Source organism: Herbaspirillum sp. FG34 (assembly GCF_057809315.1).
In genome coordinates, this window is sequence record NZ_JBMDJS010000002.1 from 169,401 (window position 1) to 188,134 (window position 18,734).

Annotated in this window: 21 protein-coding genes; 11 read left to right on the forward strand and 10 right to left on the reverse strand. The window is 64.8% G+C overall.

The genetic code is table 11. The annotated features are described in order from the left end of the window. Window positions 1-19 precede the first annotated feature (19 nt). Complete coding sequence (locus ACODSZ_RS02815; RefSeq protein WP_488927002.1) at window positions 20-1,198, reverse strand: methyltransferase; 1,179 nt, start codon at window positions 1,196-1,198, stop codon at window positions 20-22. Between the two features lie 215 nt (window positions 1,199-1,413). Between ACODSZ_RS02815 and ACODSZ_RS02820 the strand changes: the two genes are divergently transcribed. After that, window positions 1,414-1,701, forward strand: coding sequence for a hypothetical protein (locus ACODSZ_RS02820; protein WP_008329308.1), 288 nt, complete (start codon window positions 1,414-1,416; stop codon window positions 1,699-1,701). A gap of 117 nt (window positions 1,702-1,818) precedes the next feature. Here the strand turns inward: ACODSZ_RS02820 and ACODSZ_RS02825 are convergent, their stop codons facing one another. From ACODSZ_RS02825 to ACODSZ_RS02835, 3 genes are all read right to left on the reverse strand, one after another. Then, a complete protein-coding gene (locus ACODSZ_RS02825) occupies window positions 1,819-2,697 on the reverse strand; it encodes a pirin family protein (protein WP_488927003.1) in 879 nt (292 codons plus the stop codon). Between the two features lie 77 nt (window positions 2,698-2,774). Then, the gene (locus ACODSZ_RS02830; protein ID WP_008329310.1) at window positions 2,775-3,635 is read right to left on the reverse strand and encodes a pirin family protein; all 861 of its coding nucleotides are present in this window, start codon (window positions 3,633-3,635) and stop codon (window positions 2,775-2,777) included. Between the two features lie 84 nt (window positions 3,636-3,719). Next, window positions 3,720-4,115, reverse strand: a complete 396-nt coding sequence (locus tag ACODSZ_RS02835; protein ID WP_008329316.1) for a DoxX family protein — start codon at window positions 4,113-4,115, stop codon at window positions 3,720-3,722. Window positions 4,116-4,404: 289 nt separating this feature from the next. Between ACODSZ_RS02835 and ACODSZ_RS02840 the strand changes: the two genes are divergently transcribed. Together ACODSZ_RS02840 and ACODSZ_RS02845 are read left to right on the forward strand one after the other, a co-directional pair. After that, entirely contained in the window at window positions 4,405-5,355 is a 951-nt protein-coding gene (locus ACODSZ_RS02840; protein ID WP_241822038.1) for a LysR family transcriptional regulator, read from the forward strand. Between the two features lie 152 nt (window positions 5,356-5,507). Then, window positions 5,508-5,807 carry a helix-turn-helix transcriptional regulator gene (locus tag ACODSZ_RS02845; RefSeq protein ID WP_488927004.1) on the forward strand — a complete coding sequence of 100 codons (300 nt, stop codon included), beginning with the start codon at window positions 5,508-5,510 and terminating at the stop codon, window positions 5,805-5,807. Between the two features lie 49 nt (window positions 5,808-5,856). Here ACODSZ_RS02845 and ACODSZ_RS02850 read toward each other — a convergent pair whose 3' ends face one another. Further along, entirely contained in the window at window positions 5,857-6,864 is a 1,008-nt protein-coding gene (locus ACODSZ_RS02850; protein WP_488927005.1) for a GlxA family transcriptional regulator, read from the reverse strand. An 18-nt stretch (window positions 6,865-6,882) separates the two neighbouring features. Further along, window positions 6,883-8,121 (reverse strand): MFS transporter, encoded by a 1,239-nt coding sequence (locus ACODSZ_RS02855; protein ID WP_488927006.1) that lies wholly within the window; start codon window positions 8,119-8,121, stop codon window positions 6,883-6,885. A 108-nt stretch (window positions 8,122-8,229) separates the two neighbouring features. On the opposite strand from ACODSZ_RS02855, the gene ACODSZ_RS02860 reads away from it, so the two are divergent. The 5 genes from ACODSZ_RS02860 (at window position 8,230) to ACODSZ_RS02880 (ending at window position 12,463) form a co-directional block, all read left to right on the forward strand. Then, entirely contained in the window at window positions 8,230-8,760 is a 531-nt protein-coding gene (locus ACODSZ_RS02860; protein ID WP_008329331.1) for an isochorismatase family protein, read from the forward strand. 218 nt (window positions 8,761-8,978) lie between these two features. Further along, on the forward strand, window positions 8,979-9,746 hold the full coding sequence (fnr, locus tag ACODSZ_RS02865) for a fumarate/nitrate reduction transcriptional regulator Fnr (RefSeq protein ID WP_008329332.1): 768 nt from the start codon (window positions 8,979-8,981) through the stop codon (window positions 9,744-9,746). A gap of 61 nt (window positions 9,747-9,807) precedes the next feature. After that, window positions 9,808-10,578, forward strand: a complete 771-nt coding sequence (locus ACODSZ_RS02870) for a phosphatase PAP2 family protein (RefSeq protein WP_488927007.1) — start codon at window positions 9,808-9,810, stop codon at window positions 10,576-10,578. A 23-nt stretch (window positions 10,579-10,601) separates the two neighbouring features. Beyond that, window positions 10,602-11,630, forward strand: a complete 1,029-nt coding sequence (locus ACODSZ_RS02875; protein ID WP_488927008.1) for a diacylglycerol/lipid kinase family protein — start codon at window positions 10,602-10,604, stop codon at window positions 11,628-11,630. Next, on the forward strand, window positions 11,630-12,463 hold the full coding sequence (locus tag ACODSZ_RS02880; RefSeq protein ID WP_175343458.1) for a metallophosphoesterase family protein: 834 nt from the start codon (window positions 11,630-11,632) through the stop codon (window positions 12,461-12,463). The genes ACODSZ_RS02875 and ACODSZ_RS02880 overlap by 1 nt, the downstream gene beginning before the upstream one ends. Here the strand turns inward: ACODSZ_RS02880 and ACODSZ_RS02885 are convergent, their stop codons facing one another. Continuing rightward, window positions 12,464-13,897 carry a PepSY-associated TM helix domain-containing protein gene (locus ACODSZ_RS02885; RefSeq protein WP_488927009.1) on the reverse strand — a complete coding sequence of 478 codons (1,434 nt, stop codon included), beginning with the start codon at window positions 13,895-13,897 and terminating at the stop codon, window positions 12,464-12,466. Between the two features lie 162 nt (window positions 13,898-14,059). Further along, window positions 14,060-14,284: a hypothetical protein gene (locus ACODSZ_RS02890; protein WP_008329347.1), complete on the reverse strand. Its 225-nt coding sequence runs from the start codon at window positions 14,282-14,284 to the stop codon at window positions 14,060-14,062. 225 nt (window positions 14,285-14,509) lie between these two features. On the opposite strand from ACODSZ_RS02890, the gene zigA reads away from it, so the two are divergent. The 3 genes from zigA to ACODSZ_RS02905 all read left to right on the forward strand — a co-directional run bounded on the left by zigA (window position 14,510) and on the right by ACODSZ_RS02905 (window position 17,702). Then, window positions 14,510-15,724, forward strand: coding sequence for a zinc metallochaperone GTPase ZigA (zigA, locus tag ACODSZ_RS02895; protein WP_175343457.1), 1,215 nt, complete (start codon window positions 14,510-14,512; stop codon window positions 15,722-15,724). Between the two features lie 5 nt (window positions 15,725-15,729). Next, on the forward strand, window positions 15,730-16,656 hold the full coding sequence (gene folE2 / locus ACODSZ_RS02900) for a GTP cyclohydrolase FolE2 (RefSeq protein WP_175343456.1): 927 nt from the start codon (window positions 15,730-15,732) through the stop codon (window positions 16,654-16,656). A gap of 77 nt (window positions 16,657-16,733) precedes the next feature. After that, the gene (locus ACODSZ_RS02905) at window positions 16,734-17,702 is read left to right on the forward strand and encodes a M14 family metallopeptidase (RefSeq protein WP_488927010.1); all 969 of its coding nucleotides are present in this window, start codon (window positions 16,734-16,736) and stop codon (window positions 17,700-17,702) included. Window positions 17,703-17,715: 13 nt separating this feature from the next. Here the strand turns inward: ACODSZ_RS02905 and ACODSZ_RS02910 are convergent, their stop codons facing one another. Further along, window positions 17,716-18,198, reverse strand: a complete 483-nt coding sequence (locus ACODSZ_RS02910) for a GNAT family N-acetyltransferase (RefSeq protein WP_175343454.1) — start codon at window positions 18,196-18,198, stop codon at window positions 17,716-17,718. Between the two features lie 28 nt (window positions 18,199-18,226). Continuing rightward, on the reverse strand, window positions 18,227-18,640 hold the full coding sequence (locus tag ACODSZ_RS02915) for a GNAT family N-acetyltransferase (RefSeq protein ID WP_175343453.1): 414 nt from the start codon (window positions 18,638-18,640) through the stop codon (window positions 18,227-18,229). Window positions 18,641-18,734 lie beyond the last annotated feature (94 nt).

Genomic DNA, 18,734 nt, shown 5'->3' on the forward strand with positions numbered 1-18,734 from the left:
TCGCTGGATTCAGATCGGTTCAGGCGCTCGCGCGGGTGCGCAGGCGGTACAGGCTGGTGGTTTCCTTGCTGCGCGCTGCGTGCAGGGGATCCTCACGGTCAATCGCCTTGCCGTGGCGCGGCTTGGTGTCGTGCCGTGCCACCACCTCCAGACCGGCCCGGGTGATGGCCTCCTCCAGCATGCCGGGCGCGCGCAAACCCAGGTGTTCGGCGAAGTCGGACATGATGAGCCAGCCTTCGCCCTGCGGTGTCAGGTGCTCGGCCAGGCCATTGAGATAGCCCAGCAGCATGCGACTGTCCGGATCATAGACCGCGTGCTCGATGGGTGAACTGGGCCGCGCCGGTAGCCAGGGCGGATTGCAGACGATCAACGGGGCGCGGCCGGGCGGGAACAGGTCGGCTTCTTGCAGCGTCACCTGGGGCAGTACGCCCAGTGCCTGCAGGTTCTCGCGGGCACAAGCCAGGGCACGGGGGTCCATGTCGGTGGCGACGATCTTGCGCACGCCGCGCCGGGCCAGCACGGCGCAAAGTACGCCACTGCCCACGCCGATATCGAAGGCCAGTTCGGTCGAGGGTAAAGGGGCTTGGGCCACCAGCTCCACGTATTCGCCCCGTACCGGGGAGAACACGCCATACCAGGGGTGGATGCGCCCTCCCAGAGCGCCGATCTCGACCCCCTTCTTGCGCCACTCATGGGCACCGATCAAGCCCTGCAGCTCGCGCAACGAGACCGCAAACGACTCGCCCTGCAGCGCCGTGCCGTAGGCTTCGCTGCAGGCCGCCTGCAGCGCCGGCGCGCGGCGCAGCGGCACCACGAAGCCGGGATCGACCGGAATGAGCAACATGCCCAGGATGCGTGCGCGCTGCGCCTGCATCTGACGATGATGATGGAAGGCTTGTGCCGGGCTGTCCGGGCTAGCCGGTCTGGCCTTGCTTTTGGCCTGGCTGCGCTCGCGGGCGCGGTCGACCCGGCGCCCCAGGGCTTGCAGCAGTTGTCGCGCGTTCTGGAAGTCGCCGCGCCAGAGCAGGCCGGTACCCTCGCAGGCCAGCTTGTAGGCCGCGTCGGCGGCGATCTGGTCATCGGCCTCGACAACCCGACGGGGCGGCGCATTGCCGGCCTCCGAGTGCCAGCGCAGCCGCTGTGGGGTAGCGCCGGAGGTCCAGCTGATGAAAGGTGGGGTATCGTCGTGTAAGGTCATGAATCAGGGGTCAGCGAGGGCGACGCAGGAAGCGGCGCGCCAAAACAGCCGCCAGTGTAACAAAGCATGGCGCCATCGCAGCGCTGCCGGAACTTCCCGCCTGTGCCTGCGGCCAAATGGCAGAACTTGATGCCGGGCAAACCCCGGCGCCTTTTTTTGCCGGCCCGGGCGCAATGCGCCTATGATGGAGCCGGTCCATCACCGAAGGAGAATCCATGAGCGAGCCCATGCAAACCCCAGCGTTCGACCACCAGCGCCTGCTGGACATGGTCGGCCAGTTCGAGGCGGAATTGCAGAAATTGCCCGCCGGCAGCACCGAAGCCGACCAGTTGCGCGATGACATCGCCCGCCTGCGGCAACACCTGAGCCAGCCGCAGCCGCATGCCGGCGAAGTCGGCGACACCTGGCAATCCCTGCGCCGCGCTGCCGACAGCCTGGAAAACCAGGTCTTGAAGGACAGCCCCTACATCACCGAGATGGGGCGCATCATCGGCTTGATCTGATCGACCGGCCTCTGCTGGCCGACATGTCTGTTCCCAACACCGCCTGCCGCAGCAATTGGCCAGGCGGTGTTGTTTTGAGCCCTGCCGGACGCAGTCCGGATGGGCGACCAGATGCGTTCAATGCGCCGGCAACGGAATCCACTCGGTCTCTCCCGGAATATCCGGGAACACGCGCTTGTCACGGCCACTCCACGCCTGCTTGGCCGCTTCGATCTTCTCCCGCGAGGTGGCCACGAAGTTCCACCACACGAAGCGCGGCCCATCCAGCGGGGCCCCGCCCAGGATCATGAAGACCGTCTCTCCCACCGCCTTCAAGGCCACGACCGCACCCGGCGCCAGAATGGCCAGCGTGCCCGGCTCCATGCGCTCGCCATCCAGCATCACCTCACCCTTGACCACGTAGACCGCACGTTCCTGCACCTCCGGGGCGATCTCCAGCTCACCGCCCTGCGTGGTGCTGCCGGCCACATACAGCGTCGGACTGGCCGTGATGACCGGCGAGTTCACACCGAAGGCCGAACCGGCCAGCACATGCAGCCGGGCGCCGCCGACCTGGGCTTCAGGCATGTCCTGCGAGGCGTAATGACGGAACAGCGGCTCACTGTCCTCCTGCCCGGCCGGCAGCGCTACCCACATCTGCAGCCCGTGCACGGGCACCTTCTGCTCGCGGATATCGTCGGGAATGCGCTCGGAGTGGACGATTCCCCGTCCCGAGGCCATCCAGTTGACGGCTCCCGGGGTGATGCGCTGGACCACGCCCAGGCTGTCACGGTGCATCATGGCGCCGGAGAACAGATAGGTGACGGTGGCCAGGCCAATGTGCGGGTGCGGACGGACATCGCCCTCGGTCGTGCCGGCATCGAATTCCACCGGCCCCATATGATCGAAAAAGACGAAGGGACCGACCGTACGTGCAGCCGCCGCGGGTAGCAGGCGACGGACCGGGAAACCGATGTCGCGGGTCAGGCCGTGGATCTGGTGAACAATATTGCTCATGGTGCTCTCCTGGGGCGGCGGGCTCTGCTTGAGACCCGCCTGCCGGGGTTGGAATGTAGATGTAGGGATGGATGAATTCAGAAGCGACCGGCGCGAAAATCGTCGATGGCCGCTTCCACCTGTTCGCGGGTATTCATCACGAACGGACCCCACTGTGCGATTGGCTCATTCAGGGGCTTGCCGGCAATGAGCAGGAAGTGGCTGGCCTGCTCGGCGCGCACCGTCACCCCGGCCGCCCCGGCCACGTTGGACAGCACCGCCATGCGCCCGGCCTCGGCGGCACGGGTCTCGCTCCCTTGGGCACCCACGGCCAGCTTGCCTTCATGAACGTAGAGGAAGGCATTGTGCGTGGCCGGGATCGGCAGATCCAGCGTCACGCCGGCTTCCAGCTTCAGGTCCAGGTAGAGCGGCTCGGTGGTCTCCCGATGGATCGCTCCGGCCACACCAAAGGCACTGCCGGCCAATACGCGTACCTTCACGCCCGGCTGCGGCTCGGTCTCGGGAATGCCCGCCGCCGGGATGTCCTGATAGCCGGGATCGGTCATCTTGTCCTTGCCCGCCAGGTTCACCCACAGCTGGAAACCACTCATGAGGCCGTTTTCCTGTTCCGGCAACTCGGAGTGGACCAGGCCGCGACCGGCCGTCATCCACTGCATGCCACCCGGCTCCAGCAAGCCTTCGTTACCGGCATTGTCGCGGTGGCGCATGCGACCGGCCAGCATGTAGGTCACGGTTTCAAAGCCGCGATGCGGATGGTCGGGGAAACCGGCCAGGTAATCGCTGGGCTCGTCGGAGTGGAAGGCGTCCAGCATCAGGAACGGGTCCAGGCGACGTTGCAGGTCGTGGGTCAGCACGCGGGTAAGGCTCACGCCGGCGCCATCCTGGGTAGGGATGCCATTGACCAGGCGTTCGATCTGACGGGTGTAGGGGGTGCTCATGCTTGTTTCTCCTTGGGAAGCCCGCCCTTCGTGGGGGCGGACCGGTCAATCATTGGTGATGGGTGCAACGCTGCGCCGTCAGGCTCAACGGCTTTCTTCCGGCCGGGCTTGCGGGTCGATTGAGGACACCAGCAGCAGCGCGCCGATCAGGGCCACGTTCTTGAGGAAGTGAATCATCTGACCTTGGGCAGCTGCGCCTTCCATCGTCCAGAAATGGTGGGCCGAGAGCGTCGCACCGACGGTAAAGAGCGCGATCACCAGCGACACGGGGCGCAAACCACGCCCGGTCATCAGCAGCAGACCACCGCCGACTTCCACCAGGATGGTGACCAGCACGGCCAGGGTCGGGACCGGCAGTCCCAGACTGCCAAAGTAGGCGACGGTGCCGGCAAAGCCGACAATCTTGAAGATGCCCGAAATGACGAACAGGGAAGCCAGCAGAACGCGGCCAATGCGGAAGGTGTTGTAGTGCGTGATCATGGTAAGCCTCTGTAGTGTTGGGTGAACGACCTTGTGTTTGAGTTGTAATGCCGTACTGCCTTCAATCTTGTTGTTGCCCGATGTTGCCTGATATTGCCCGATGTTGGCCGATGCCAATCATCGAACCGGCTCCTCGCTTCATGCTGCGCCCGTTACGGCCTTCGCTGCAGCCAGTGACGACAGAATAGGCAACTTCGGCTTCCGATAAAACTGATTATCTTTTTATAATCATTATCTAAATTTTAGATATAGTGAGCACTTCGTCACTCCATACCATGGCGGGAGCCCCATGAATATTGAACGTCTGTCACTGGATCAGTTGCGGGTTTTCGTGCAGGTGGCCGACAGCGGCAGTTTCCTGGCTGCGGCGCGCAAGCTGTCGCGGGCGCAGTCGGCCGTCAGCTATGCCATCGCCACGCTGGAAGAGCAGCTCGGGGTACTGCTGTTTGACCGCAGCGGCTACCGGCCGCAGCTGACCAGTCCGGGGGCGGCTCTGCTGGCCGATGCGCGGCAAGTGCTGGATCATGTCGATTCGCTGCAGGTGCGGGCCAGTTCCTACGCACGCGGGCAGGAGCTTGAAGTGTCGCTGGCGGTGGATGTGTTCTTTCCCACCGATTGCCTGGTGGACCTGCTGCAGCGCTTTCGCCAGGCTTTCCCGGCGGTGACGGTGCGACTGGAGGTGGAGGCCCTGGGCGCCGTGGCCGAACGCGTCATCGATGGGCGTTCGATGCTGGGCATCCTCGGGACCCTGCCGACCACGCCGCCCAACCTGCTGCGCATTACCCTGCCCAGCGTGCAGCTGGTGGCGGTGGTCGCGCCGGACCATCCGCTGGCCAGGGTGAAGGGCCGCATTTCCGAAAAGCTGCTGCAACAGCAAACCCAATTGGTGCTGTCCGACCGCAGCGAACTGACGGCGCGCCAGGATTTCTCGGTACATTCACGGCTGACCTGGCGCATGAGCGATCTCGGTACCAAGCACGCCCTGTTGCGGGCCGGCATGGGCTGGGGCAACATGCCGCTGCATGTGGTGAGCAGCGATCTGGACAATGGACGGCTGGTCAGCATCAGTACCATCCATCACCCGCCCCAAGGGACCGAACTGCCCATCCAGTGCGTCTACAAGCCCGACCATCCGGCCGGTCCGGCGCTGTCGTGGTGGCTGGATTCGCTGGCGGCACTGACTGCCTTGTCTCCCGACAACAAGCCGCAGCACGAAATACAAGTCAAAGACGATAAATAGAATTTATCGGGTTGTACCGATAAATACAAAAAACAAGACTATTCTTATATTGCGGTTTATTGTATTCACCCTATATTTTCCTCGGCAGCCACGCCTCAGGAAATCCGACCTCAGTGCCACCCCTGCCACATCTTTGTCTTGAGGGAGTCTCCATGGTCAACGATTTTCCGATCAGTCTGTCGACCCAGTTGCGCGAGCATCTGCGCGCCCTGCGCAAGCAGCAGGGCATGACCCAGGCACAACTGGGTGCGCGCGTGGGCGTGAGCCAGGCGCGTATCGCCGAGATCGAAGGCAATCCGGGGGCCGTCAGCGTGGAGCGGATGCTGTTGCTGCTGTCGATCCTGGGCGCCGGTCTCAGACTGCATGTCCACGCTGCCGAGCAGCCCTTGCACGACGTAGCTGAACCTGCTGCGACTGCCGGTATTGCGTCCTGCAAACACGGTTCCTGGTAATGCCGCTGCATGTCTGGATGATCAGCCGGGGCGTGCGCAGCCGCAGGAATCATGCTGCCGCAAAGCGCTCTCGGTACTGCCCCGGACTCACGCCCAGCTGGCGCAGGAACACCCGGCGCAGGTTCTGTTCCTCCCCATAGCCGGACTGGCTGGCGATGCGCTTGAGCGGCAGGCGGGTTTCCTCGAGCGCCCGGCGTGCCGCCTCCAGGCGCATCAACTCCACCGTGCGTGCCGGCGTACGGCCGGTCTCGGCCACATACAGACGGGCAAAAGTGCGCGGACTCATGTTGGCCTGACGCGCCAGGTTCTCTACGCGCAGATCCCCTTCCAGATTGCCGGCGATCCAGGCATGCAGCTCGGCAAAGCGTCCCGCCCCGGCGGCCTGCGAGGCCAGCGAGGTGCTGAACTGCGATTGACCGCCCGGACGCTTGATGAACATCACCAGTTGCCGTGCCGTCGCAATGGCAGCGGCATGGCCAAGATCCTGTTCCACCAGTGCCAATGTCAAGTCGATGCCGGCCGTCACCCCCGCCGAGGTCCAGATCCGCCCCTGACGGATATAGATCGGCTCGCCATCGACCTGCAGCGCCGGATAGCGATGCTGCAGTTCCTGGACCGAAGCCCAGTGCGTAGTCACGCGCAGGCCATCCAGTACACCCGCCTCGGCCAGGTGGAACGCACCGGTGCAGACTGAACAGACGCGTTGCGCGCGCGGCGCGGCCTGGCGTATCCACGCGACCAGGGCGGTATCGATGCTGAAACGCTCGCCCACGCTGCCCCCGGGAGAGATGAGGGTATGCAGACCATCAGCCATCAGCAAGCCATCCAGCGAGGACAGAGGATGCGTGAGCACCGGCAGGCCGGCGCTGGTGAGGATCGCGCCCCCTCCGGCCGAGGCCACGTGCAGGCGATAAATCTCGCCACCCTGCAGGCGGTTGGTGGTGGCCAGCACCTGCATGGGACCGGAAAGGTCCAGCAGATTCATGCCGTCATAGGCGAGCAGGACCACGTTGCGCACAGGGTGCGGAGACGGCATGGGCGTAAGCGCAGGGGTCATGACATTCATCCTCCGATGTTAGCGCAGACCCGCCGCGAGTGCCGTCTGCGCGGCACGCCGGGACCACATCCAGCGCAAGGTGACCAGGGCCGACAGCAGCAGCACCGGCAGGATGGCGGTATTGAGCGTCTCCCAGCCGAAGCGGGCCAGCAAGGGACCGGCACCCAGCGTGGCCAGCGCAGTGGCGGCATAGCGCATGAGCTCGGCCAGGCCCTGGGTCTTGGCACGCTCGGAGGGAGCATAGGACTGCGCCAGCAGCGTGGTCCCGCCGACGAACATGAAATTCCAGCCTATCCCCAGCAGCAGCAAGGCCACGTAGAAGGCTGGCAGCGTGGTCGAGAACATGGCGATGAGGGCGCAGCCGAGGTTCATGCCCAGTCCTGCCAGCAGCACGGAGCCCAGGCCCATGCGCTGGATCAGGCGTGCGGCAAAGAAGGACGGCGCGTACATGCCCACCAGGTGCCACTGGATGATGGCCGCGCCGTCGTCGATGCCATGATGGCAGGCCACCGCCGCCAGGGGTGCCGCGGTCATGATGAACATCATCACCATCGAGCCCGCCACGTTGTTGGCGACCGAGGCCATGAAGATCGGCGTCCGCACAATGGCCGACAGCGGCCGCGCCGGGGTCAGGTCCTCCGCTGAGGTCACCGCCACCGGCCCGGCCTGGTCGCGATAGAACAGCAGCAGCACCAGCGCCGACAACAGTCCCATGCCCGCCACCACCAGGTAGGCTCCAGCAAACAACGCTGCCGCAAACCAGTCCTTGCTCCAGGCCGCCAGGGCCGGACCGATCAGGGCCGCGATCACGCCGCCGGCCAGTACCGTCGAAATGGCGCGGCTCTTGGCGCTCTCCTCGACCGCATCGGCAGCGGCCAGCCGGTAATACTGCGCAAAGGCCTGAAATACCCCCACCAGCGCCGTCCCCACGCAGAAGGTCCAGAACTGCGCATGCCAGACCGACCACACCGAAATCAGCCCGCCGATACAGCAACTGGCTGCCCCCAGCACGAAGGACCAGCGACGTCCCAGGCGCTGGATCAGGAAGGCGGCAAACCAGGTCACCACCGCCCCGGCCACCGTGATGAGGGCAAACGGCAGGGTCGCCAGCGCCTTGTCCGGGGCCAGTTGCCAGCCGGTCAGCGCGGTCAGGGTCAGGTCGATCGAGATGGCGCAGGTGAACAGGCCCTGGCACACGGCCAGCACGGCGGCGTTGCGGCGGCCATCGCGCGCTGCGGCAGACAAGGAGGAAAGCATGGATTTGCTCCGGAGGGTCAATGATGGAAAAATTGTCGGATTCCCACCCGTTTGGCGTCAATGACACAAGACCGTCAATTTCTGCCAACCCCACATGACAGGACTTCCATGCTGATCCATGCCCATCAATCGGCCCTGCTGGTGATCGACCCCCAGGAAAGACTTTTGCCTGCCCTCCACGAAGGCCGGGCCATGCTGGCGCAGCTGGTGCGCATGGCCAGTATCGCCCGGCTGCTGGGGGTACCGGTACTGGCCACCGAACAGATGCCCGCGAAGCTGGGCCCCAACCATCCGGAGATCGCCCGCCTGTGCGACCAGACCCTGTCCAAGCAGCATTTCGACGCCTGCGCGGACGGCTTGCTGCCAATCATTCCCCCGGTGGTACGGGAGATCATCGTGGCCGGCTGCGAAGCCCACATCTGCGTGCTGCAGACTGCGCTGTCACTGCTGCAACAGGGCTACCGCGTCCTGCCTCTGCTGGACGCCTGCGCGTCACGCCGTGCGCAGGACCGTGATGCCGCCTTCGACCGCCTGCGCGCGGCCGGTGCCACCCCGGTGACACTGGAAATGGTGGCCTATGAATGGCTGCGCGAAAGCGAACATCCGCAGTTTCGCGCCGTGCTCACAATGGTGAAGTGAAGCAATCGATGACTGGCGTAACCAAAAAACAAGTCAATGGCGGAAACGATGAAAGTTTCGGTTGCTCGCCCTGCAGATGCGTTTTGCAGGCAAGAACTGTGGTAAAAGTAGGGAAAAAATAGCTGCGCAGCTGCATGACAATGTGGCGCAATCACATATCATCACGCCAAACCCTGGCCAGCCGACGCCGCCACAACATAGAGGAAAATCCAACGCTTATGTCCAGCCTACCTGCCCACACGCCCATCCAGTCGCCGCCTCCGCTCACCCTGCACGCGCTGCGCGCCAGTTGCTCGGCCTGCAGCATGCACCAGTTGTGCCTGCCGATGGGACTGGACCAGGGCGACATGCAGCGACTGGAGCAGGTCATCAACCGCCGCCGCAAGGTCAAACGCGATGAGAGCCTGTACCGCCTCAATGACAAGTTCGACATGCTCTATGCCATTCGCCTGGGGCATTTCAAGACCTTCCAGGGCAATACCAATGGCGGCCAGCAGATTACCGGCTTCCAGATGGCCGGCGAACTGCTGGGCATGGATGCCATCGGCGCAGGCCACCACCTGTGCGAAGCCGTGGCACTGGAAGACAGCGAAGTCTGCGAAATTCCCTTTACGCGCCTGGAAGAATTGTTCCGCGACATGCCCACCCTGCTGCGTCAGTTTCACCGCATGATGAGCCTGGAGATTTCGCGCGAGCAACGCGTCATGCTGACCCTGGGCAGCATGACCGCCCAGCAGAAGATGGCCGCCTTCATGCTCAATCTGTCGTCCCGCTATGCCAGCCGGGGCTATTCCTCGACCCGCTTCCAGTTGCGCATGACCCGCGAGGAAATCGGCAACTACCTGGGCCTGGCCGTGGAGAGCGTGAGCCGGCTCTTGACCAACTTCAAGAAGACCGGCGTGATCGAGGTCAACCACCGCGATGTCGAGCTGTGTGATCTGGCGGCCCTGCGCGCCATCGCGCTGGGCAACGATCCCTGCGCCTGATCTGACCGGCACCACCCCGGCCCCTTGCCGGGGCACGGGGGGCTGAGGTTAGAATGGCCGGATGACAGAACGACACTCTTCTTCCGCTCCTTCCCTCCAGCGTTTCCTGCGCGCCCGCATGGCGCGTGACCACCACCTCGGACTGCCGCTCACCACGGGCCTGATGGCCGTGCTGGCCACGGCCATGCTGTTTGCGCTGATCGCCTATGAGGTCAGCAGCAAGGGGGAACTCACGCGCCTGGATCAGCAACTGGCAGACTGGTTCAACCAGCATGCCTTCTCCCGCTTGACCGAACTGGTGCTCGGCTATACGCATCTGCACGGCACCATCGGCGTGCTGCTCATGGGTGGACTTCTGCTCTGGCACATGGTCCGCAAACAGCGCTGGGCCTGGGTTACCGACCTGCTGCTGGTGCTGCCCGGCGGCATGCTGTGCAACTTCACGCTCAAGCACATCTTCGCGCGCCTGCGTCCCCGCTTTGAGGACCCCATCCTGGTGTTGCACAGCTACAGCTTTCCCAGTGGACACACCATCGGTGCCACCCTGCTCTACGCCATGCTGGCCGCCTACCTGCTCAACCAGCCGGGCGTGACGACGGCCATCGGCGCACGCCTGAAGACCGGCGAGCGCGGCGTGCAGGCCGCCGTCATTGGCGCAGCCCTGCTGCTGGTGGCGCTGACCGCCTTCAGCCGGGTCTACCTGGGCGCGCATTTCCTGAGCGACGTGCTGGGTGCGATGCTGCTGGGAACAGCCTGGTTCGCGCTGTGGACGACCGTGGTGTTCACATGGCAGCGGCACTATTGCGCGCAGCCGCGCTCCAACGGGCTCTGAAACCACCTTCCCACTCCCCGCGGATGACAGAACAAGACACGACCCAGGCATTGCCCGCCCGCCATGGCCACCCCGACCCGGCAAGCCGCCCTGACGTGGTAGCCGCCATCAACGCCCGCGCCGGGGGCGGCCACGCCGAGGAACTGGCGACCCATATCACCGAGGCATTTGCACGTCATGGCCTGCACGCCGTGGTGCATCTGGCACGCAGCGGCGAAGACATGCTCCAGACTGCGCGCACTGCCGTGCGTGACAAGATCGCCGTAGTCGCCGTGGGCGGTGGCGATGGCAGCGTCAATGCGGTGGCCTCGACCCTGCTGGCCGATCCGCACTGCCAGAGTGCGCTGGGCGTGTTGCCGCTGGGCACGCTGAATCACTTCGCCAAGGACCTCAACATCCCGCTGACGCTGGACGAGGCCATCGCCAACATCGCCACCGGGCGCCGGCTCAAGGTCGACAGCGGCGAGGTCAATGGCGCGCCCTTCATCAACAATTCCAGCCTGGGTCTCTATCCCGACATCGTGCGCGAACGCGAGAAGCAGCAGGCGCGCCTGGGCCGGGGAAAATGGCTGGCCTTCACCTGGGCCGCCATGGGGGCGCTGCGGCGCTACCCCTTCCTGCGGGTGCGGCTGTCCATCGATGGCAAGGAACATTGGCGGCGCACGCCCTTCGTCTTCATCGGCAACAACGAATACCTGATGAGCGGCCTGGACATCGGCAAGCGCTCCACCCTCACCGAGGGCCAACTGAGTCTCTACGTCTGCCACCGCACCGGACGCTGGGGCCTGCTGCGCTTGGCCCTGCATGCGCTGTTCGGTCGCCTGCAGCAAGCGCAGGACTTCGACGTGCTGACCTGCAGCGAGATCCACATCGAGACCCATAAAAAGCGCATGCGCGTGGCCACCGATGGCGAAGTCAATCTGATGCAGACCCCGCTGCACTACCGCATCCGTCCGGCCTCGCTGACGGTGATCGTGCCGCAGGCCGCGGTGCCGGAAACCGGCAACGACAGCCCACCCGGACTGCTCGACAAATTGCTGGGGGAGAACTGATGCGCACCCTCATCCATCTGTCGGACCTGCATTTCGGACGCACCGATCCCGAGATCATCGAACCCCTGATTGCCCAGGTGCATGAGTTGCAGCCAGACCTGGTGGTGGTCTCCGGCGACCTGACCCAGCGCGCACGCAGCAGCCAGTTCAAGCAGGCCAGGCAGTTTCTGGATGCCCTGCCGCTCCCCCGGCTGGTGGTGCCGGGCAATCATGACGTGCCGCTCTTCAACGTGGCCGCACGCCTGATGCAGCCGCTGCGCAAGTACAAGCGCCACATCACCGCCGATCTGCAGCCGCGCTATGTCGATGATGAAATCGCCGTGGTCGGCATCAACACCGCCCGCTCACTGACCATCCAGGATGGCCGCGTCAATGATCGCCAGATCGAACTGGCGCGGCGCGAGCTGGCCGCGGTGGGCGATCACCTGGTCAAGATCATCGTCACCCACCACCCCTTCGACCTGCCGCCGGGCCCGCAGCATCACGGCCTGGTCGGCCAGGCGGTACCGGCCATGCGCGCCTTCGCGCTGTGCGGGGCCGACCTGCTGCTGGCCGGTCACGTGCATACCAGTTCGGCCGTCAGCAGCGCCGGGCGTTATCACATCCCCGGTTATTCGGCCCTGGTGGTGCAGGCGGGCACGGCCACCTCCACCCGTGGCCGCGGCGAGAGCAATTCCTTCAACGTGCTGCAGGTGGAGGCACACCAGATCGTGGTGCATCGACTGGGCTGGCAGCCCGAAGTGAAGAGTTTTGCGCTGGCCGCATCGCAGACCTTCGTGCAACGCGGCAGTGAGTGGTTCGAGCAGAGCGCCGACGGCCAGCGCGGTGAATGATCAGACCGTAGCGCGGCCAGCGCGGGTATAACGGATCACATCCACCAGCAGGAACAGCAACAAGCTTGCGCCCATCAGTGGCAGGCTCCATCCCAGCAACAGCGCCAGCACCGCCAGCGTTGCACGCTGCAACGGCGCCAGCCGCATCACGGCCTGGATCAAGGGCGCCAGGCTGTCGCCCGCGGCCGGGCGGCGACGCCACCACATCATGTAGCCCAACACGATCAAGCCGGTCAGGGCCACCCCGAAGAGCGCCATCAGGATCTGGTTCGCGACGCCGAACAGTACGCCCATGTGCGCATCCACCCCCCAGCGGATCAGCTTGGCGATCAACGGGAAATCCGCAAAATCGGCCCGGCTGGTGATGGCCATGCGATCCGCATCGATGGCCACCGTATCCACCTGGGTCGGCCAGGAGCGATCCACCTCGCGCACCACCCAGGCCTGGTGAGCCGCACGTGGCGGACGAATCTCGATATCGGCCGCGTCGATGCCGCCGGCGCGGGCAATCTGCTGCACCATGTCGAAGCGGGCCGGGTCACCGGCCTCGGGCATCGGCATCGGCATGCCATGCGCGCCCATGTGATCGGCGTGCTCACCCATGGACATGGCCGCTGCGCCAGGCTGCAACTGCGTCGACACCGATGGCGTGATCCAGCCCAGTTGGGTACGCATCTGGCCCACGCGCTCACCGGCCCAGCGTGACCAGGTCAGTCCGGTGGCCGAGAAAAACACCAGTCCGAGCACGATCCACAAGCCCACCAGCGTATGGATGCGGCGCACGTTCAGCGGTCGCGCTACGCGCGCTGGGGCGCCGGTACGCCGCCGCCGACCGCGCCACCACAACCACACTCCGCCCAGCGCAGCCAGCCACAGCCAGGAAGCGGCCAGTTCGCTGTAGTTGCGGCCCAGCTCGCCCAGCATCAGGTTGCGGTGCAGGTAATCCAGCGTGGTCCGCAGCGGCAGCACGCCACTGGTGCCATAGACGACCAGGTCGCCCTTGACCTGCAGGCTCACCGGATCGACGAAGATGGCCCGGCTCTCCGAATCGCCCAGACCGGGCTGGCTGAACATCACACGGGTATTCCATCCGGCGGCCCTGGCCGGTCGCACCGCGAACAGCCGCGCCTGCGGCCCCAGGAATGCCTGCGCGGCGGCCACCTGCTCGGCCAGCGGCCTGGCCTGGCCCGAGCTCTGGTTGTAGAGCTGGGTGGCATAGAGATGCGATTCGATCTGCGGGGTCAGTACGTAGAGTGTGCCGGTCAGCGCCGCCACCAGCACGAAAGGACCGACGAACAGACCGATGTAGAAGTGCAGGCGCAACAGCACCGCATGCAGGGCCGAGGGTGTCGCAGTGGCCGTACGGGCGGTCGGGCTGGCAGCGGTGGCGGGCGGGGAGGTGGTGGTCATGGCGGAGAGGATGGCGGGTGCCATCGACATGGATCAGGAGAACAGGGTCGCGATTGTAGGCCCTGCGGTGGCCCCTGCGAATGTGACAATTTGTCGCAGCGCCAATGCAAAAGAGCCGACGGAGGGATCCGTGCGGCTCTTCTTGCCTGTGCCCTGCAGCGCCGCGAAGACGGCGTCCGGTGGGGATCACATGGGATTTTCGTCGATCCAGTCGCCCGAAAAATCGAGGATGTAGGCGATCGCCTCGTCTTCGGTATCGAATTCATTGGTGGGCGCCTTGCGCTGGTAACGCAGCTTGCCACTGCCATCCTTGCCTTCGTGAATCACGAAGCAAGCCATGAATTTGCCGTTGTCGAGCTTCTTGATCTCCGGGATGACGGCGTTTCCCCTGTACGGGAAGATCTGGGACATGTGATGAAACCTCCTTGTTGCGAGGCGCAATGCTAGCACAAGCGCGGTTTTCCTACCGGCAGCCGGCACGCCGCCATCCCCCGACTACGCAATGCGGCATGCCGCCCCTATTTGCAACATGGTTGCATTTATGAGATATTCGCAACTCAGTTGCATCCATGCCGTTTTAGCCCATTCGCAGACGGCGACTTTCCCCGTCCACCCTTGCCCTGATTCCACACTCCCATGACCTCCCCCCAACGCCAGCCCGGCGACCGCCGGCTTCCCGTGACCGTGCTCTCCGGCTTCCTCGGTGCCGGCAAGACCACTCTGCTCAACCACATCCTGCACAACCGCGAAGGCCGCCGCGTGGCGGTGATCGTCAATGACATGTCGGAAGTCAACATCGATGCGGCCCTAGTGCGCGATGGCGGCGCCGATCTCTCGCGTACGGAAGAAAAGCTGGTGGAGATGAGCAATGGCTGCATCTGCTGCACCCTGCGCGAAGATCTCTTGATGGAAGTGCGCAAGCTGGCGCGCGAACGCCGTTTCGATCAGTTGGTGATCGAGTCGACCGGCATCTCCGAACCCTTGCCGGTGGCCGAGACCTTCACGTTCACCGATGACGAGGGTGCCAGCCTGTCCGATGTGGCGCGGCTGGACACCATGGTCACGGTGGTCGATGCCTTCAATTTCCTCAAGGACTACAGCTCCCAGGACAGCCTGCAGGAGCGTGGTGAATCAATGGGCGAGGAAGACAGCCGTACCGTGGTCGACCTGCTCATCGAGCAGATCGAATTCTGCGACGTGATCGTGCTCAACAAGCTGGATCTGGTCTCGCCGCTGGACCTGGAGCGGCTGCACGCCATCTTGCACAAGCTCAATCCGCGTGCGCGCATCGTCACCGCGCAGTTCGGCAAGGTCGCGCTGGACCAGGTGTTGAACACCGGCCTGTTCGATTTCGAACAGGCCAGCCAGGCCCCCGGCTGGCTACAGGAACTGCGCGGCGAGCACATCCCGGAGAGCGAACAGTACGGCATCACCAGCTTCGCCTGGCGCGCACGCCGGCCCATGAATGCGCAGCGCTTCTTCGATCTGATCAATAGCGAATGGCCCGGCGTGGTGCGCTCCAAGGGATTCTTCTGGCTCGCTACACGCCCGGCCCATGCGGGTTCGTGGTCGCAGGCCGGTGCCGTCTGCCGTCACGGACTGGCCGGCAAATGGTGGGCCGCCGTACCGCGCGAGAAGTGGCCGCAGGATCAGGAATCCATCGATTTCATCCTGGAACAGTGGGATGACAATGTCGGCGATGCGCGCCAGGAGTTGGTCTTGATCGGCATGGACATGGATCAGGCGGCATTGACCACCAAGCTCGAAGCCTGCCTGCTCACCGATGCCGAGATGGCGCAAGGGCCGATGGGCTGGGCGCGCATGAGCGATCCCTTCCCCGCCTGGGAGTGATCGGCATGGCCCTGGTCCATCAACGTAGTCCCCTGCCCGACGTCGCCCGTGATGAACCCGCCAGCATCGCCCTGCCCCTGCATTGGGTGGGCATGTGCGGCATCGCCCTGCCGTTGCGGCTGGAAGACGGCACCCGCTTGCCCGCCAGCGCCGAGGTCGCGGTGGACCTGCCCGATCCGCAGGCCAAGGGCATCCACATGTCGCGACTGTACCTGCTGCTGGATGCCTTCGCGCAACGATCAGGTCTGACGCCCGCCGCCGTGCGTGCGCTGCTGCGGCAGATGCGGGAGAGCCACACCGATTGCCAGTCACGTGCCGCGTTGCTGCGACTGGACTTCGCCTTGCTGCAGCAGCGGGCCGCGCTGGTCACGCCGGATCTGACGGGCTGGAAGAGCTATCCGGTCAGCCTGTCAGCGCAATTGCGCGATGACACGCTCGATATCCGCCTGAAGGTGAGCGTCGCCTATTCTTCCACTTGCCCCTGCTCGGCAGCGCTATCGCGACAGGCCCTGCAGGATGCCTTTGCCGCCGACTTCGCGCAGCAGGAGCTCATCGGTCGCGAGGTCGCGCTGGGCTGGCTCGCGCGCCATGCGAGTGTGGCCACGCCGCACAGCCAGCGCAGTCAGGCCGAGCTGAGCATTGCGGTCGGCGGCGATGCCGCGCAGTTCCCGCTGGTGGCATTGATCGATACCGCCGAAGCAGCACTGGGCACGGCCGTGCAGACCGCGGTGCGACGCGCTGACGAACAAGCCTTCGCTCTGGCCAACGGCGCCAATCTGATGTACGTGGAAGATGCGGCACGCCGCCTGCAACAGGCGCTGGAAGCGCGCTTTGCCGCGTGCTCGGTACGCGTGTCGCACTTTGAGAGCCTGCATGCGCATGATGCCGTGGCGACCGCTGCCACGCCTGGCTGGCAGGAGCCGCTGCGCTGATGCCGGGCCGCTGCGACTGGCAGCGCCGCCCGAACCGGGGTATCGTTGCCCTTTCCGCTTCCTCTGTGTGCCACCCGATGACGTCCGATTCCCTTCCCTCTTCCCTGCGCAGGCTGCAATATGCGGCCTTCGCCCCCGGCCCGCGCATGCTGGTCCTCGGTGCCGTGCACGGCAATGAAACCTGCGGTACCCAGGCCATCGCCCGCCTGCAGCACGAACTCGACAGCGGGCAACTGCGCCTGCAGCGCGGCCTGCTGACGCTGGTGCCGGTGACCAATCCGCTGGCCTACCAAAAGCAGCAACGCCAGGGCGACCGCAACCTGAACCGTAACCTGCGCCCGCACCCGGCCCCCGCCAACTTCGAGGACCAGCTCTGCAACGTGCTCTGTCCGTGGATCGATGAACACGAGATCCTGCTCGACCTGCATTCCTTCCATACCGGCGGCATGCCCTTTGCGATGCTCGGCCCGGAAGACAATGGCGGCGAGGTCGAACCCTTTGCGCATGGGGCCGCCGAAGCGCGCATGGTGGCGCACCTGGGCTGCCAGCGCGTGGTGGAAGGATGGATGGGCGCCTATGTGCGCGGGGTGGAGCGCCGCCGCCAGCAAGGCCATGCGGTTTCTCCCGACCTGCTGGACCGCCAGTATGGCGTGGGCACCACCGAATACGCGCGCAGCAAGGGTTTATACGGCGTGACCCTGGAATGTGGCCAGCACGATGATCCGCAAGCGCCGCAAGTCGCCTATCACGCCATCCTCCAGACACTGGCCCTGCACGGCATGATCGATGTGCCCCTGCAACCGCCGCTGGCCGACATCCAGCTGATCCGCCTGGTGGACGTGATCGACATGGAACATGCCGAGGACCGCTTCACCCGGGAATGGTCCAGCTTTGACCGCGTACACCAGGGCCAGTTGATCGGCCACCGGCACGGCGGCCAGGCGGTGCTGGCGCCGGGCGACGGCTACATCGTCTTCCCCAACCCGCGCGCCCTGCCGGGCAATGAATGGTTCTACTTCGGGGTCGACAGCCAGCGCCGGCTGTGAAGTCCCAAGCGCTTCAGCAGTCCAGTGCGTAGAAGCGGGAATCGACCACCATCACCGGGAAGGCAGGCGGCAGCGTGCTCTTCTCGATGAGCCGGAAACCGTTTTTCTCGTAGAAGCGATGCGCCGCCAGGAACTTGTCGGTGGTGCCCAGCAAAATCTGACGCACGCCCTGCGCGCGCGCCCAGGCGATGGCTCCGTCCAGCAGGCGCGCGGCCGTACCATGCTCCTTGCCGCGATGGCTGGCCGCCACGAACATCTTGCGCAGTGCCACCTGGGCGTTGCCGATATCGAGCAGGGAGATGGTGCCCACCACCTTGCCACCATCGAGCGCGACCCAGAAATTGCCATGGCCCTTCTGGTAAAAACCGGCAATATCCTTCAGGTCGGGCTGCCCCTCCAGGGTGATGGGAATGCCGAACTCTTCCTGCTGGATCGGCAGGATGACATCGACCACGCCCTGTGCGTGTTCCGGACGATAAGCTTGAATCTCGATCATGGTTAATCTTTATAAATGATTTATAGCGTTATTTAAGTTCACTTCCCGGCGTCAGCTCCCAGCAGCGGGGGCTGTGGGCGAAGCCGATATGACCGTAGTAGTCGCTCGCATCGGGGGCGGCCAGCAGGCGCAGGCGGCAGCGCGGCCCGAGGCGGCTGCGGGCGGCACGGATGAGTTCCTTGCCGATGCCCTGGCGCTGGTATTGCTCATCCACGGCCAGTTCCGACATGTAGCAGGCATAGACGAAATCGGTCACGCAGCGCGCCACACCGACCAGCAGATCACCATCCCAGGCGGTGGCCATCAGGCTGGCATGGGTCACCATGGCCTGCATGCAGTCGCGGTCCTCCAACGGACGGCGCGGGCCCAGCGAGGTGCGGGAAAGAATGTCGATGAATTGATCGGCGGTCAGGCGGAGGTCGGTACGGTAGAGGATGGGCATGGGCGCAGGCGGACGTGACGACGAAGCCAGTCACGTTAACACAAAAACATAAAACGCCGCAGAGCATGCAGCGCTGCGGCGTCAGATGAGCTTT

What these genes read in the sequence shown, in the direction of transcription:
- ACODSZ_RS02840 (WP_241822038.1), top strand. Translation starts at nt 4,405, where the DNA reads ATGAATATTGAACGTCTGTCACTGGATCAGTTGCGGGTTTTCGTGCAG.
- fnr (WP_008329332.1), top strand. Translation starts at nt 8,979, where the DNA reads ATGTCCAGCCTACCTGCCCACACGCCCATCCAGTCGCCGCCTCCGCTC.
- ACODSZ_RS02815 (WP_488927002.1), bottom strand. Translation starts at nt 1,198, where the DNA reads ATGACCTTACACGACGATACCCCACCTTTCATCAGCTGGACCTCCGGC.
- ACODSZ_RS02860 (WP_008329331.1), top strand. Translation starts at nt 8,230, where the DNA reads ATGCTGATCCATGCCCATCAATCGGCCCTGCTGGTGATCGACCCCCAG.
- ACODSZ_RS02835 (WP_008329316.1), bottom strand. Translation starts at nt 4,115, where the DNA reads ATGATCACGCACTACAACACCTTCCGCATTGGCCGCGTTCTGCTGGCT.
- ACODSZ_RS02850 (WP_488927005.1), bottom strand. Translation starts at nt 6,864, where the DNA reads ATGACCCCTGCGCTTACGCCCATGCCGTCTCCGCACCCTGTGCGCAAC.
- folE2 (WP_175343456.1), top strand. Translation starts at nt 15,730, where the DNA reads ATGGCCCTGGTCCATCAACGTAGTCCCCTGCCCGACGTCGCCCGTGAT.
- ACODSZ_RS02845 (WP_488927004.1), top strand. Translation starts at nt 5,508, where the DNA reads ATGGTCAACGATTTTCCGATCAGTCTGTCGACCCAGTTGCGCGAGCAT.
- ACODSZ_RS02820 (WP_008329308.1), top strand. Translation starts at nt 1,414, where the DNA reads ATGAGCGAGCCCATGCAAACCCCAGCGTTCGACCACCAGCGCCTGCTG.
- ACODSZ_RS02890 (WP_008329347.1), bottom strand. Translation starts at nt 14,284, where the DNA reads ATGTCCCAGATCTTCCCGTACAGGGGAAACGCCGTCATCCCGGAGATC.
- ACODSZ_RS02910 (WP_175343454.1), bottom strand. Translation starts at nt 18,198, where the DNA reads ATGATCGAGATTCAAGCTTATCGTCCGGAACACGCACAGGGCGTGGTC.
- ACODSZ_RS02830 (WP_008329310.1), bottom strand. Translation starts at nt 3,635, where the DNA reads ATGAGCACCCCCTACACCCGTCAGATCGAACGCCTGGTCAATGGCATC.
- ACODSZ_RS02870 (WP_488927007.1), top strand. Translation starts at nt 9,808, where the DNA reads ATGACAGAACGACACTCTTCTTCCGCTCCTTCCCTCCAGCGTTTCCTG.
- ACODSZ_RS02905 (WP_488927010.1), top strand. Translation starts at nt 16,734, where the DNA reads ATGACGTCCGATTCCCTTCCCTCTTCCCTGCGCAGGCTGCAATATGCG.
- ACODSZ_RS02885 (WP_488927009.1), bottom strand. Translation starts at nt 13,897, where the DNA reads ATGGCACCCGCCATCCTCTCCGCCATGACCACCACCTCCCCGCCCGCC.
- ACODSZ_RS02880 (WP_175343458.1), top strand. Translation starts at nt 11,630, where the DNA reads ATGCGCACCCTCATCCATCTGTCGGACCTGCATTTCGGACGCACCGAT.
- zigA (WP_175343457.1), top strand. Translation starts at nt 14,510, where the DNA reads ATGACCTCCCCCCAACGCCAGCCCGGCGACCGCCGGCTTCCCGTGACC.
- ACODSZ_RS02825 (WP_488927003.1), bottom strand. Translation starts at nt 2,697, where the DNA reads ATGAGCAATATTGTTCACCAGATCCACGGCCTGACCCGCGACATCGGT.
- ACODSZ_RS02875 (WP_488927008.1), top strand. Translation starts at nt 10,602, where the DNA reads ATGACAGAACAAGACACGACCCAGGCATTGCCCGCCCGCCATGGCCAC.
- ACODSZ_RS02855 (WP_488927006.1), bottom strand. Translation starts at nt 8,121, where the DNA reads ATGCTTTCCTCCTTGTCTGCCGCAGCGCGCGATGGCCGCCGCAACGCC.
- ACODSZ_RS02915 (WP_175343453.1), bottom strand. Translation starts at nt 18,640, where the DNA reads ATGCCCATCCTCTACCGTACCGACCTCCGCCTGACCGCCGATCAATTC.